The organism is Methylophilus glucosoxydans, from assembly GCF_042676145.1.
In the GTDB taxonomy this organism is placed as follows: domain Bacteria; phylum Pseudomonadota; class Gammaproteobacteria; order Burkholderiales; family Methylophilaceae; genus Methylophilus; species Methylophilus glucosoxydans.
Genome location: NZ_JBHTJW010000002.1, coordinates 1,730,975 through 1,745,179, shown reverse-complemented (window position 1 = coordinate 1,745,179; position 14,205 = coordinate 1,730,975). Strand labels below are relative to the sequence as shown.

Sequence of the window (14,205 nt, the reverse complement as noted above, 5' to 3'; positions counted from 1 at the left end):
ATGGCTCATCGACGCGTCATTGCCTACGACTCTACCTTGCGCGATGGCGCGCAAGCGCAGGGAGTGTCTTTTTCGGTTGAGGATAAACTCAAGGTGGTTCAGCGTCTGGACCAGTTGGGCATCGGCTACATTGAGGCCGGTAATCCTGGCTCTAACCCGAAAGACCTCGAGTTTTTTGCCCGCGTCGGCGAGCTCCATCTGCAGCATGCCAAAATTATTGCGTTTGGCAGTACACGCCGCATTGGCATTACCGCAGCAGAAGACAAAAATTTGCAGTCACTGTTATCAGCCAACACAACGGCGGTGGCCATTTTTGGCAAGAGTTGGGATTACCAGGTCACTGACATTCTGCGTACGACGCTAGACGAAAACCTGGCCATGATTGCCGATACCATTGCCTACCTCAAGGCGCAAGGCAAAGAGGTGGTGTTTGACGCCGAGCATTTTTACGATGGCTATCAAGCCAATGCCGACTATGCCATGCAGACATTGCAAGCCGCGGTAGACGCTGGGGCGGATGTGTTGGCCTTATGTGATACCAATGGCGGCACTTTCCCGAACGAGGTATTCAGCATCACGCAAACAGTGGTGAACCGTTTCCCTGCAGTGCAGATTGGCATTCATTGCCATAACGACTGTGAAATGGCGGTCGCCAACTCGGTGGCTGCTGTGCAGGCTGGCGCCATGCAGGTGCAAGGCACCATCAACGGTATCGGTGAGCGCTGTGGTAACGCCAACCTGGTGTCGATTATCCCTAATGTGCAGCTAAAACTGGGTTTGGCCTGTATTTCAGAGTCGCAATTATCCGGGTTGACGGCCGCCGCACGCTTTGTCAGTGAAGTCGCCAATGTTGCGTTTAACGACAAGGCGCCTTATGTCGGGCAGGATGCCTTTGCACACAAGGGCGGCATGCATATTGATGCAGTGAATAAGAATCCGAAATCTTATGAGCACATCAACCCTGGCATGGTTGGCAATGAGAGACATATTCTGGTCTCTGAAGTCGCGGGGCGCGGGGCGATTTTGCGCAAGTTGCAACAAATTGATCCTAGCCTGACCAAAGAGTCTCAAGCGGCAGTGAATATCCTGGAGCAACTGAAAGCACTGGAGCATGAGGGATATCAGTTTGAAAATGCCGAGAGCTCGTTTGACTTGCTGATGCAGAAGTTACTGGGCAAGTTCAAGCCGTTTTTCAGCCTCAAGCAATACCATGTCAATATTTACGAACCGTCCGCGGATGGGCTGAATTCCTCGGTGACGATACACATCAGCGTGAATGGCCAGGAAACCAGCGCAACCGCTCAGGGCGATGGTCCCGTGAACGCCCTGGACAAGGCCATGCGCAAGGCGCTGCAGCCGTTTTATCCGGCCATCAATGAAATCAAGCTGGTCGATTACAAAGTGCGGGTGCTGGACTCCAACCTGGCCACGGCAGCGAAGGTGCGCGTGTTGATTGAGTCTACCGATCAGCAAAGCAACTGGACCACCATCGGTGTTTCTTCTGACATCATCCAGGCATCCTGGCTGGCCTTGAAGGATGCGATTGAATACAAGTTGTCGCAATCGCGGACAAGCCCATAAGCGCAGCAAACCCGAACGCTGATTAGTCAGCAGGTTGCAGCAACACCAGTTTAAGGTGTTCCTGTTCTACCGGACGTAGCGTCACCTGCTGATATTGAATCAAGCCTTGCGTCGGGTGTTGAAAGGCGCGCTGTCCACCTTGCCTTTCCAGCACATCATGCTGTTTCCAGAACGCTGCAAACTCTGCACTGGCATTGCTCAGTTCGTCGATGAGTTTCTTGATTTCAGGCTCTTCCAGCCGTGTGCGGCTGTCCGCTCTGAATTCTGCCACCAGTCTGCGCGCGCGCATGTCCCAGTTCACTACAAACTGTTTTGCCGCCGGATGCGCAAACACAAAGCGTAGCAGGTTAGGGTGTTCGCCAGCAGGCCACTCAATATCCAGCAGTCCACTAAATAAATCACTTGCTGCGGTATTCCAGGCCAACATGTCCCAGGTGCGGCCCATGATATACGCCGGAATCTGGATGTGTTTCAGCATGGTCACCAGGGTTTCCGGCGCCGTATCAACTTGGTTCTGGTGGGCATGCGGGTCACGGCGGTCTGCCATGTCAAACAGATAGCTACGTTCAGATTTGCTCAGTTTGAGCGCATTGGCCAGGCGGTCCAGGGCTTCGGCCGACACATTGACTTCGCGCGCTTGCTCGATCCAGGTGTACCAGGTAGCGCTGATCCCTGCCAATTGAGCCACTTCTTCGCGTCGTAGCCCTTGGGTGCGACGGCGAACGCCTGACGGAAAACCAAAGGCTTCCGGGCTGCCACGCTGGCGCATGGCTTGTAAAAATTCTGCGAGTTCCTGGCGTCTTGAATCCATCTTTTCCTATTGAGCATCAATTGCTTGCGTGTGCAGCGGCTGTTTAAAGTGGTAGTTTCAATACTAGTATAAATCATATTCTTGTAAGGGTATTGAAACTTAGGTATTCTGCGCAGGTTATTTATTTTGTGTGGTTTGAAAGGAACTGTCATGGCAGGTAAAACGCTGTACGACAAATTATGGGATTCGCATGTGGTGCGTGAAGAAGCAGACGGCACCTGTCTGATTTACATTGACCGCCATCTGGTGCATGAAGTGACCAGCCCACAGGCTTTTGAAGGCTTGCGTCTGGCCGGGCGTAAACCATGGCGTAATTCCAGCATTGTGGCTAACCCTGACCACAATACACCGACCAAAGACTGGGACAAAGGCATTGAAGATCCAGTGTCCCGTTTGCAGGTGGAAACGCTGGATAACAACATCAAAGAGTTTGGTGCCTTGGTGTATTTTCCTTTTAAAAACAAAGACCAAGGCATTATTCATGTGATTGGGCCTGAAAATGGCACGACCTTGCCTGGTATGACCGTGGTCTGTGGCGATAGCCATACCTCAACTCATGGCGCCTTTGGCGCGTTGGCGCACGGCATCGGTACCTCAGAGGTTGAGCATGTCTTGGCTACACAAACCCTGGTCGCGAAAAAATCCAAGCGCATGCTGGTGAAGGTCGATGGCCAATTGGGCAAAGGCGTGACGGCCAAAGACGTGGCGCTGGCGATTATCGGCAAAATCGGTACCGCTGGTGGTACGGGTTACGCGATTGAGTTTGGCGGAGAAGTGATCCGTGGCTTGTCCATGGAAGGGCGCATGACACTGTGTAACATGGCGATTGAAGCCGGCGCACGTGCGGGCCTGGTGGCCCCGGATGAGAAAACATCGGCTTACCTTGAAGGTCGCCTGCATGCGCCTAAGGGCGAGCATTGGGCGCAGGCTGTCGCTTACTGGAGTACCCTCAAATCCGACGCCGATGCCGAGTTTGATACCATCGTCACATTGAACGGTGCAGACATTGCCCCGCAAGTGACCTGGGGGACCTCGCCTGAGCAAGTGCTGCCCATCGGCTCCACTGTGCCGGATCCTGCCCAGGAAGCCGATGCAACCAAACGCACCAGTATTGAAAACGCGCTCAAATACATGGGCTTGACTGCCAATACCCCGATTGAGCAAATTCAGCTCGATAAAATCTTTATTGGTTCCTGCACCAATTCGCGTATTGAGGACTTGCGTGCCGCTGCCAGTGTGGCCAAAGGTAAAAAAGTGGCCAGCAATATCAAGCTGGCGATGGTGGTGCCGGGCTCTGGTCAGGTGAAACGTCAGGCCGAAGCTGAAGGCTTGGACAAGATTTTTATTGAGGCTGGTTTTGAGTGGCGTGAGCCTGGCTGCTCCATGTGTCTGGCCATGAACTCAGACCGCTTGAGCCCTGGTGAGCGTTGCGCTTCAACCTCTAACCGTAACTTTGAAGGCCGTCAGGGTCCGGGCGGACGTACGCATTTGGTCAGCCCTGAAATGGCGGCAGCTGCTGCGATTGCCGGTCATTTTGTTGACGTGCGTAGCGCCTAAGAGGAGAACATTATGAAAGCATTTACTACCTTGAATGGGCTGGTTTGTCCGCTGGATCGAGCCAACGTGGACACTGACGCGATTATTCCCAAGCAGTTCTTAAAATCAATCAAACGGTCTGGCTTTGGCCCGTATTTGTTTGACGAGTGGCGCTATACCAACTATGGCGAGCCTGGTATGGATTGCAGTACGCGTCCATTAAACCCGGATTTTGTCTTGAACCAGCCGCGTTACCAAGGTGCACAAGTCCTGCTTGCGCGTGACAACTTTGGCTGCGGTTCTTCACGTGAGCATGCGCCATGGGCGATTGAAGACCAAGGCTTCCGCGTCATTATTGCGCCCAGCTTTGCCGATATTTTCTTTAATAACTGCTATAAAAACGGTATTTTGCCCATCGTGGCTGCTGCCGAGCAGGTAGATCAGTTGTTCAAAGAATGCTTTGCCAATGAAGGGTATACGCTGAATGTCGATCTGGTAGCGCAAACAGTGACCACGCCTTCTGGCCAGTCATTCAGCTTTGAGATTACACCGACACGCAAGCACAATTTGCTCAATGGCCTGGATGAGATCGGCCTGACCTTGCAGCATGCAGATGAAATCAAAACGTTTGAAGAGAAACATAAGGCTGCACAACCCTGGTTGTTCGCATAAAAACGTAATTCATCTGCGACACAATGAACTGGCGTTGTTGCGCGGTGCTCGAAATCCTCATGTATTCAATATACATTCAGGTTTCTGCGCTCCGAGCGCCTAGCCACTCCATAGCTCGCGACGGTTTTTCATCGTTTTTATTGAGATTGTATATATAGTTAGGAAAAAATAATGGCATTGAATATTGCAGTGTTGCCAGGCGATGGCATCGGCCCGGAAATTATTAAACAAGCCTTGCGCGTACTGGATGTGTTGCACAAAGAAGGTCTGGAAATGACCTTCACCGAGGCACCGTTGGGTGGTCAGGCGTATGACCAGTTCGGTCATCCCTATCCAGAGTTTACGCAAAAAGTTTGCCGTGAAGCGGATGCTGTTTTGTTGGGCGCGGTAGGCGGCCCACAGTATGACACCCTGGACCGTCCATTGCGTCCAGAGCGCGGTTTGCTGGCGATTCGTAAAGACTTGGGTCTGTTTGCCAACTTGCGTCCAGCGGTGCTGTTCCCAGAGTTGGCTAACGCTTCTACGCTAAAACCTGAAGTGGTGGCTGGTCTGGATATCATGATTGTGCGTGAACTGACCGGTGACGTCTATTTTGGTCAGCCACGCGGCATGCGCACCAACGAGCAGGGCGTGCGCGAAGGTTTTAATACCATGATTTACAGTGAGCCAGAAGTCCGCCGTATTGCGCACGTCGCTTTTCAGATCGCGATGAAACGCCAGAAAAAACTGTGTTCAGTAGACAAGGCCAATGTGCTGGAAACCACCGAGTTCTGGAAAGAAATCGTGATCGATGTAGCGAAAGAATACCCGGAAGTCGAGTTGAGCCATATGTATGTGGACAATGCCGCCATGCAGCTGATTCGCAACCCGAAACAGTTTGACGTGATGGTAACCGGTAACATTTTTGGTGACATCCTGTCTGATGAGGCCTCCATGCTGACTGGTTCAATTGGTATGCTGGCTTCTGCATCCTTGAACGAGAGCAAAAAAGGCCTGTATGAGCCATCACACGGTTCTGCACCGGATATCGCCGGCAAGAACCTGGCTAACCCGATTGCCACCATTTTGTCTGCGGCCATGATGTTGCGCTACAGCTTCGATAATGAGGCTGCCGCCACCCGCATTGAAAATGCTGTGAAAAAGGTCCTGGCAGCGGGCTACCGTACCGGCGACATCTATGAAGAAGGCACCAAGCGCGTGTCATGCTCCGAGATGGGCGACCAAATCGTAGCGGCCATGTAACACGGGTTGCGCGGGCGGATGTAATTTCATCACGCTCGCGCAGATTTAGCTGTGATATAGTCCTTTGCTTGTTTTGCAGCGTATTGAAATTAAAAAGGAATTTAAAAATGGCGCAATTTGATAATGTCAGTGTAAAAAAGAAAGCTAATGTCTATTTTGATGGCAAATGTGTGAGTCACACCGTGCTGTTCCCGAATGGCACGCGGTGTACCGTAGGCGTAATTTTTCCGAGTACATTGACCTTTAATACAGGCTCCCCGGAGTTGATGGAAATCAACGATGGTGTTTGCAAGGTACGCGTGAAAGGCGAGGAAAACTGGACCACCTACAAGGGCGGTGAGAAATTCACGGTACCGGGTAATTCCAGTTTTGAGATTGAAACAGTAGAGACCGTAGACTACGTCTGCCACTTCGAATAATTGCGATTGCTCGGCATGACTGCGTTGGTCGCGCTGGTCGTACTCAATGTACTGCCTGCGCGCTTCCGCCTTGTCCTGCCATCGCTTGTGAGGTTTTAAAAAAATGCCTAGCTTTGATATTACATCCGAAGTCGATATGGTTAATTTGAAGAATTCGATTGATGCTGCCAGCAAGCAGATTACCAATCGCTATGACTTTAAAGGTACTTCGGCCAACATCGAGTTTAACGAGAAAGACAAAGTGATCACTTTGTTTGGGGACAATGATTTTCAGCTGGATCAAGTGAAGGATATTTTGCTGCCAGCCATGGAAAAAAAAGAGCCAGAGTCTTCCAAGCGACTGGAGCACAAGGATGTGCAAAAGGTGTCTGGTAACAAGGTCAAGCAGGAGTTGATTGTGCGTGATGGCATTGATAGCGACCTGGCCAAAAAAATCACCAAGCTGATTAAAGACAGTGGCATGAAAGTCCAGGCCACCATTCAGGGCGACACCGTGCGCGTGAATGGGGCGAAGCGAGACGTCTTGCAAGAGGCGATTGCGTTTGTGAAAAAGAGTATTACTGATTTTCCGTTGAAATTTGGTAACTTTAGAGACTGATGACGGTCAGCATTGGTCATTTGAGGAGAGGATGATGTTTAAAACGTTAATTTTGGGTGTGATCACTGCATTGACCTTGGCCGCTTGCAATACCATTGACGGCATGGGCAAGGATCTGGAAAAGGCTGGCGAAGCCGTGCAAAAGTCAACCAAATAAGGGTTGAATCAAAATTATCTGCGTTTATCCGCACGGCTGTGCGGTTAACAATAAAGGTTGAATATGTTGAAGGTAGGGTTTGTAGGCTGGCGTGGCATGGTGGGTTCTGTGCTGATGCAACGCATGCGTCAGGAAAATGATTTTGCGGATATCGAACCGCAGTTTTTCACCACCTCGCAAGCAGGCGGTGCAGCACCCAATGTGGGTAAAGCATCTCCCGCGCTTAAAGATGCGAAAAATATAGACGTATTGAAGCAGATGGAGGTGATTGTCACCTGCCAGGGCGGCGATTACACCAGTGAAGTGTTCCCGCAATTGCGCGCTGCGGGCTGGAACGGTCACTGGATTGATGCTGCCTCGACCTTGCGTATGGAAGATGATGCCGTGATTATTCTTGATCCGGTCAATATGCATGTCATTAAAGATGCGCTCGCGAATGGCGGAAACAACTGGATAGGTGGCAATTGTACGGTTTCGTTGATGCTGATGGCGCTCAATGGCTTGTTCAAGGCCGATCTGGTTGAGTGGGCAACGTCCATGACCTACCAGGCTGCGTCTGGTGCCGGTGCACAAAATATGCGTGAATTGATTACGCAAATGGGCGTGGTCAATGCCTCTGTGGCTGACTTGCTGGCCGATCCTGCTTCTGCGATTCTGGATATCGACAAACAGGTGGCCGATACCATCCGCAGTGAAGCGCTACCGCAATCCAACTTTGGCGTGCCGCTTGCCGGTAGCCTGATCCCCTGGATAGACAAGGATTTGGGCAATGGTCAAAGCAAGGAAGAGTGGAAGGGGGGCGTTGAGACCAACAAGATTCTGGGGCGCTCGGCAAATCCGATTGTGATTGATGGTTTGTGTGTGCGTATTGGCGCCATGCGTTGCCATTCACAGGCTTTGACGCTCAAACTGCGCAAAGATGTGCCGCTCGATGAGATCAACCAGATGCTGGCGGAAGCCAACCCCTGGGCAAAGGTGATTCCCAACGAACGCGAAGTGAGTATGCGTGAGTTAACGCCAGCGGCGATTACCGGCACGTTGACCACGCCGGTGGGGCGTTTGCGCAAACTGGCAATGGGTGGCGAATATCTGTCCGCGTTTACAGTCGGCGACCAGTTATTGTGGGGGGCAGCCGAGCCATTGCGACGCATGTTAAGAATTTTGGTAGAAGCTTAAGTAGTTTGTGAAGTAGCAGCCCGTAAAGCTATGATTTATCAATGAAATCATAGTCTTTTCGGGCTTTTGCTTTTTTGGGGCTAGTGTTTAATGGATGCGAGACACTAAAAACAGTGTATTTATTGCCTGCAAGCCGTCTGCACGCGCTTGCGTGGCTGTCTGAATGATGCTATTTTGACAAAAGCCATGAATGAAAAAAGGGTGAATCGGTGCGTAAAATTCAATTAAAAAAAATAGCCTTTGCCTTGAGTCTGGGTGCTGCCATGTCAGCGCATGCTGCCGGATTGGGTACCATCACGTCCAGCTCAAAACTGGGGGAACCACTCAATGCTGAAATCGAGCTGTTGGCCGTCACGCCTGCAGAGTTGAGCAGCATTCAAGCTGCGCTTGCCAGTGAGCAGGTATATCAGGATCAAATGCTGGAAAAGCCTGCGGCTTATCCATTCATCAAAATTGAGGTTGGCAATAATACAAAAGGTCTTCCTATCCTCAAGTTGAGCAGTACACAACCGATTACAGAAGCCTTCCTGGACATGCTGATCCAGGTAGACTGGCCGACCGGTCGCCTGGTAAAAGAGTACACCTTACTGTTAGACCCGCCCGGTTTTAACTCTAATTATGCTGCCGAAGCTGCGGCGACGCCCACGGTGAAACAGTCAGAAGCCCAACCTGCGCCAGCCGTGGCCGCTGAGAGCCGTCCTGCAGAAACTAAGAGTGCGAAGGCTCCGACTGCAGCCAAGCTAGCGGTCAAAAAAGTCGAGCCTAAATCACCGGCTCAAGACACTGCCTCTGAGGCGCAAGCGTTGACGACAGAGCGTGGTGATACGCTATATGCCATCGCGCGCCAGATGAAGCCAGAAAATGTCAGCATGGATCAAATGCTGGCTGCGCTTTATCAATCCAATCAGGACGCTTTTGACGGTAAAAACATGAACCGTCTCAAGGTAGGTAAAATCATTCGCCTGCCTGACCAGGCAAGCCTGGAGCGTCTGAGTCGCAAGCAAGCGCAGCAAGTGGTGGCTGAGCATACGGCCAACTGGCTAGCTTATAAAAATACGCTGGGCAAAGTGGTTAAGGAAAGTGCGCCTGCCCAGACCGGTGGCAACACTCAACAATCTGCAGGCAAGATTGGCAGTGCGGGTGACAAACCATTGCCACAGTCCAAGCCAGCCAAGGATGTGTTAAAGCTTTCGGCAGGTGACGAAAAATCGACTTCGTTGACTGACAAGGCCAACAGTAAGGCCTCCGCGACTGCTGCACAAGAGGACGCGACCGCCAAAGCGAATGCGATCAAAGAAGAGCAAGCACGTGCTGCAGCGCTTGAGAAACAAGTGGCCGACATGAAAAAGCTCGTGGAAATGAAAAGCAATGCCATGGCACAGGCTGAAAAAAATGCTGCGCAGGCAGCGTCTGCATCCAACGCTGAACAGAATAAAACGGCTACCGAGCCAGTTAAGCCTGAACCAGCCAAGTCAGAATCTACAACCTCTGCCCCGGCTAAAGCAGAAGCAGATAAGGCCGCTGGTGAGAAAACTGAGCCGGCTAAAACCGAGTCACCCAGCACTGTTGCAGAAAACAAGCCAGCGGCACCACCGGTTGAGCCTGCGCCTGAAGTTGCGACCACCCAACCCTCATTTATGCACGTGTTGCTTGAGCGTCTGAAGTCAATTAACCCTGTCTTGCCATTTGCCTTGATTGGATTGCCTATCTTGCTTTGCATTTGGGCTGTGATCCGTATTCGTCGTAAAAAGCAGATTGATAACTTTGAAGACGTGATTGTGACCTCGCCGGCCACTGAAATGCAAAACAATACAGTGTTCGGGGATACACAAGCGGCTGCTTCGGGCGACACTTCATTTCTGACCGACTTCTCGCAGAGTGGGGTAGGCGGCATGATTGACTCTCATGATGTTGATCCGATTGCCGAGGCTGAGGTGTATATGGCCTATGGCCGCGATGCGCAGGCCGAAGAAATCCTCAAAGATGCCATTCAAAAAGATCCTGACCGCCATGAGCTCAAACTTAAACTGCTGGAAATTTATCAGGCAAGCGCGAATAAAGGCGCATTTGAGTCGTTGGCCAGTGATCTTTATGCCAAGCTGGGGCCAGCTGACAGTACCTGGGCAAAAGTGACGGCCATGGGACAGAAGCTGGACCCTGAAAACAGCCTGTATCAGGTCAGTGCAGAGCCCGTCAGCGCACCGGAGGATAGCAATGCCAATGCTGCCATTGCAACTGAACCCTCTGCTCCCGCCCAAAATGAAGAAGGCTACCATTTCAATTTTGAGGCTCCCGCTTTAGAGTTTGAGTCTGCAAATGCAGCGGTCTCGGCTTCAAGCGAGCCTGTTGAGACGTCTCAGAATAATGAGGTCGCCGAAACTGAGAAAAATGAGGCTGAGGCTGCCATTGGTATGAGCCAACAAGCGGAGGACGAGCCATTGGTTTTTGAGCCAACTGGGTTGGCTGAAACTGATGTTGCCAAAGAAACGCTTACAGAGCCTGGCGCAACAGCACTAACGCTCGAGGATGAGCCGTTGTCATTCACCGCGCCCGAGCGTGCTGCAGCTGAACCGGAAGTGTCAGCTCTCAACAGCACTGGGCTTGAAGATGTGGCAGATTCTGTAAATGAGGCCGCCGCTACTGAACCTGCGCTGCAGGTCGCCAGTGCCGAGGCTGAGTTGACCCCAAAATCACTGGATTTGCCATCACTCAATCTGGATGATGCTGAACAGGCTGCGGCGCCATTTGCCGCGCCTGCTAATTCAGTCAGTGGCGAGCCGGCATTGTCCAATGAAGACGCTGTATTCGAGTCACTGCCGGAGCTCTCTCTGGAATTGGGTGGGCCTAACGATGCAGCCGGAAATGATCCTGAGGACTTGTCTTTGGACGATCTGGATATGGAAGCTCCGGTGGCCTCATTGAATGAGCCAGTTGCGCCAGAGGCTGCTGCTCCTGAAGCTGAGTTTCCTGAGATTTCCCTGGATGTGAGCGAAGCAGTGCCTACGCCAGCCGAAGATCCGGTCGACGAGCCTGAAGAGGTCAACACCAAGCTGGATTTGATTCAAGCCTATATTGATATGGAAGATGTCATTGGTGCCAGGGAGTTGATCGAAGAGGTGATGGCAGAAGGTGGTGAGCGTCAGCGGCAACGCGCCAGCGAGTTACTCGAGAAAATTGCATAATCAAAGGCCGGGTTTCCGGCCTTGTTTTTTGTATGCCTTGATTAGGCGTTATCGCACTCAGCCCTTATACTAAGCGCCATGAAAATTGCGATTGGCATAGAATATCATGGCGCTCACTTTCAGGGCTGGCAAAGTCAGCCCAATGGTGCCGGGGTACAGGATGCATTAGAGCGCGCAATTGCGCTGGTTGCAGGCGAACAGGTGCGTTTGCATGCGGCGGGACGGACGGATAGCGGGGTGCATGCATTGATGCAAGTGGCCCACTTTGAGACTTCAATTGTCAGACCATTGAATGCCTGGGTGCGTGGCAGTAATGCACATTTACCACCCTGGGTACGTGTATTGTGGGCAAGCGAAGTCGCAGATGATTTTCATGCCAGGTTTAGTGCAAGGGCACGCAGTTATCAGTATGTGCTATACAACCACCCGGTTGCGCCTGCGAGTCAGCATGGAAGAGTAGGCTGGTATCATAGGCCACTGGCGGTTGCCGCCATGCAGCAGGCCATGCAAACCCTGCTTGGCGAGCATGATTTCAGTGCGTTTAGGGCCAGTGAGTGTCAGGCCAGTAGCCCGGTGCGCACCCTCTCTCAGGCAGCGCTTAAGGCGCAGGGGCGTTATCTGATTTTTCACTTTCAGGCCAATGCCTTTTTGCAGCATCAAATCCGCAATATGGTCGGCGCATTGGTCTATGTTGGACAAGGGAAGCTGGATGTCTCAGCGTTTGCCGAGCTGCTGCAACAGCGGGATAGACGGCTTGCTCCGCCCACCTTCATGCCCGATGGTCTGTATTTTACCGGCGTTCAATATGAGGCCGCCTGGCAATTGCCGCCATGTAGTGCCGATTGGGATGCATTCAACACGGATTGAAACCTGACTGAACAACATGAGAAGAACCAGAGTTAAGATTTGCGGGATTACCCGGTTAGAAGATGCGCTGGCGGCGATCGCTGCTGGCGCAGATGCGTTGGGGTTTGTATTTTACGCGCCCAGTCCGCGTGCGGTGAGCGCTGAGCAGGCAAGGGCAATTGTGGCTGCGTTGCCTCCATTTGTCAGCAAAGTGGGATTGTTTGTCAATGCGCCAGCCGACGAGGTGCGCCAGGTGATTGCCACGACCGGTCTGGATTGTTTGCAGTTTCATGGCGATGAGTCTGCGCAGGATTGCGCACAATTTAATCTGCCATATTACAAGGCAATCCGCGTCAAACCAGGGGTAAATTTGATACAATGCGAGTCTGATTTTGCTTCTGCGACCGCTTTGCTACTGGATACCTATTCTGAAAAGGCCGTGGGCGGAACCGGCGAAGCCTTCGACTGGTCACTGATCCCGTTGCAGATGCAAAAGCCCTTGATTCTCGCTGGCGGATTGCAAGTAGAGAATGTGGCGCAAGCTGTTGAGCAGGTTCAGCCCTATGCCGTGGATATTAGCGGTGGGGTGGAAGTACAAAAAGGGATAAAGTCCCCACAAAAAATAGCTGCATTCATGCGGCAGGTCGTGCAGGCAGATGCTGTACATAATGGGCGGTTTGAGTAACGAGATAGATACGGAGTAATACATGCAAGTCTATGATATGCCAGATGCGCGTGGCCATTTTGGTCCTTTTGGTGGGGTTTTTGTAGCTGAAACCTTGGTCGAGGCGTTGGAAGAACTGCGCCTGATGTATGAAAAATACCGTCACGACCCTGAATTTCTGGCTGAGTTTGCTTATGATCTCAAGCATTTCGTCGGTCGCCCCAGCCCGATTTACCATGCCAAGCGTTTGTCCGACAAAGTCGGTGGCGCTCAAATTTACCTCAAGCGCGAAGACCTGAATCACACGGGTGCGCACAAAATCAATAACACGATAGGTCAAGCATTGTTGGCTAAACGCATGGGTAAGCCACGCGTGATTGCCGAAACCGGGGCCGGTCAACACGGCGTGGCAACAGCTACGATTGCGGCCCGTTTGGGTCTGGAGTGTGTGGTCTATATGGGCTCGGAAGATGTGAAGCGCCAGGCGCCTAACGTGTTCCGCATGAAGCTGCTGGGAGCGACCGTTGTGCCGGTTGAAAGTGGCTCAAAAACGCTCAAAGATGCCTTAAACGAAGCCATGCGTGACTGGGTGACCAATATCTCGGATACGTTTTACATCATTGGTACCGTTGCCGGCCCACATCCTTACCCGATGATGGTCAGGGACTTTCAGGCCGTGATCGGCGTGGAGGCCAAACAGCAGATGCAGGAAATGCTGGGTCGCCAGCCCGATGCTGTGGTGGCCTGTGTTGGTGGTGGTTCCAACGCGATGGGGATCTTCTATCCCTATATTGATGTAGAAGGCGTACGCCTGATTGGCGTAGAGGCGGGTGGTCATGGCTTGACCACTGGCCAGCATGCCGCACCTTTGACCGCTAACAGCCCAATCGGTGTCTTACATGGCAACCGTACCTATCTGATGCAGGATGAAGACGGCAACATCATAGAAACGCATTCGATTTCTGCCGGCCTGGATTATCCCGGTGTGGGTCCTGAGCATGCCTGGTTGAAAGACATCAAGCGCGCCGAGTATGTGGCCATTACGGATGATGAAGCCATGGCTGCCTTCCATAACTTGTGCCGTACCGAAGGCATTATCCCCGCGCTGGAGTCCAGTCATGCCTTGGCTTATGCTGAAAAGTTAGCCAAGACCATGTCACCAGATCAGGTTGTGTTAGTGAACTTGTCTGGACGCGGCGACAAAGATATCAACACCGTCGCAAGCTTGGCCAATATTACATTGTGATGCGCAGCAGCCAGGGAGAAAGACCTCTCTGGTGCATGTGCATCTTTCATTTTCTGAACCCTTAAAAACACAGAT

General features: G+C 52.0%; 13 protein-coding genes. 12 read left to right on the top strand and 1 reads right to left on the bottom strand.

Annotated elements, in window-relative coordinates; translation table 11 throughout:
* Complete coding sequence (gene cimA / locus ACFQ1T_RS10975; protein ID WP_379076527.1) at nucleotides 1-1,581, top strand: citramalate synthase; 1,581 nt, start codon at nucleotides 1-3, stop codon at nucleotides 1,579-1,581.
* 22 nt (nucleotides 1,582-1,603) lie between these two features.
* On the opposite strand, the gene ACFQ1T_RS10970 is transcribed toward cimA, so the two are convergent.
* Nucleotides 1,604-2,392: a helix-turn-helix transcriptional regulator gene (locus tag ACFQ1T_RS10970; RefSeq protein ID WP_194746848.1), complete on the bottom strand. Its 789-nt coding sequence runs from the start codon at nucleotides 2,390-2,392 to the stop codon at nucleotides 1,604-1,606.
* A 150-nt stretch (nucleotides 2,393-2,542) separates the two neighbouring features.
* Here ACFQ1T_RS10970 and leuC point away from each other — a divergent pair, with 150 nt between their 5' ends.
* From leuC to trpB, 11 genes are all read left to right on the top strand, one after another.
* The gene (gene leuC / locus ACFQ1T_RS10965; RefSeq protein ID WP_379076523.1) at nucleotides 2,543-3,949 is read left to right on the top strand and encodes a 3-isopropylmalate dehydratase large subunit; all 1,407 of its coding nucleotides are present in this window, start codon (nucleotides 2,543-2,545) and stop codon (nucleotides 3,947-3,949) included.
* Nucleotides 3,950-3,961: 12 nt separating this feature from the next.
* Nucleotides 3,962-4,600, top strand: a complete 639-nt coding sequence (leuD, locus tag ACFQ1T_RS10960) for a 3-isopropylmalate dehydratase small subunit (protein ID WP_194746846.1) — start codon at nucleotides 3,962-3,964, stop codon at nucleotides 4,598-4,600.
* Between the two features lie 177 nt (nucleotides 4,601-4,777).
* Nucleotides 4,778-5,842: a 3-isopropylmalate dehydrogenase gene (gene leuB, locus ACFQ1T_RS10955; protein WP_275356369.1), complete on the top strand. Its 1,065-nt coding sequence runs from the start codon at nucleotides 4,778-4,780 to the stop codon at nucleotides 5,840-5,842.
* A 107-nt stretch (nucleotides 5,843-5,949) separates the two neighbouring features.
* A complete protein-coding gene (gene ppnP / locus ACFQ1T_RS10950; protein WP_379076520.1) occupies nucleotides 5,950-6,261 on the top strand; it encodes a pyrimidine/purine nucleoside phosphorylase in 312 nt (103 codons plus the stop codon).
* A 103-nt stretch (nucleotides 6,262-6,364) separates the two neighbouring features.
* Nucleotides 6,365-6,859: a YajQ family cyclic di-GMP-binding protein gene (locus ACFQ1T_RS10945; RefSeq protein ID WP_194746843.1), complete on the top strand. Its 495-nt coding sequence runs from the start codon at nucleotides 6,365-6,367 to the stop codon at nucleotides 6,857-6,859.
* Between the two features lie 34 nt (nucleotides 6,860-6,893).
* Nucleotides 6,894-7,016 (top strand): entericidin A/B family lipoprotein, encoded by a 123-nt coding sequence (locus ACFQ1T_RS10940; RefSeq protein WP_313989020.1) that lies wholly within the window; start codon nucleotides 6,894-6,896, stop codon nucleotides 7,014-7,016.
* 63 nt (nucleotides 7,017-7,079) lie between these two features.
* Nucleotides 7,080-8,192, top strand: a complete 1,113-nt coding sequence (gene asd / locus ACFQ1T_RS10935; RefSeq protein ID WP_313989022.1) for an aspartate-semialdehyde dehydrogenase — start codon at nucleotides 7,080-7,082, stop codon at nucleotides 8,190-8,192.
* Nucleotides 8,193-8,401: 209 nt separating this feature from the next.
* On the top strand, nucleotides 8,402-11,374 hold the full coding sequence (locus ACFQ1T_RS10930; RefSeq protein ID WP_379076517.1) for a FimV/HubP family polar landmark protein: 2,973 nt from the start codon (nucleotides 8,402-8,404) through the stop codon (nucleotides 11,372-11,374).
* Between the two features lie 78 nt (nucleotides 11,375-11,452).
* The gene (gene truA / locus ACFQ1T_RS10925; RefSeq protein ID WP_379076514.1) at nucleotides 11,453-12,241 is read left to right on the top strand and encodes a tRNA pseudouridine(38-40) synthase TruA; all 789 of its coding nucleotides are present in this window, start codon (nucleotides 11,453-11,455) and stop codon (nucleotides 12,239-12,241) included.
* Between the two features lie 16 nt (nucleotides 12,242-12,257).
* Nucleotides 12,258-12,905: a phosphoribosylanthranilate isomerase gene (locus ACFQ1T_RS10920; protein ID WP_194746838.1), complete on the top strand. Its 648-nt coding sequence runs from the start codon at nucleotides 12,258-12,260 to the stop codon at nucleotides 12,903-12,905.
* Between the two features lie 22 nt (nucleotides 12,906-12,927).
* The gene (gene trpB / locus ACFQ1T_RS10915) at nucleotides 12,928-14,130 is read left to right on the top strand and encodes a tryptophan synthase subunit beta (protein WP_194746837.1); all 1,203 of its coding nucleotides are present in this window, start codon (nucleotides 12,928-12,930) and stop codon (nucleotides 14,128-14,130) included.
* The last annotated feature ends 75 nt before the right edge of the window (nucleotides 14,131-14,205 follow it).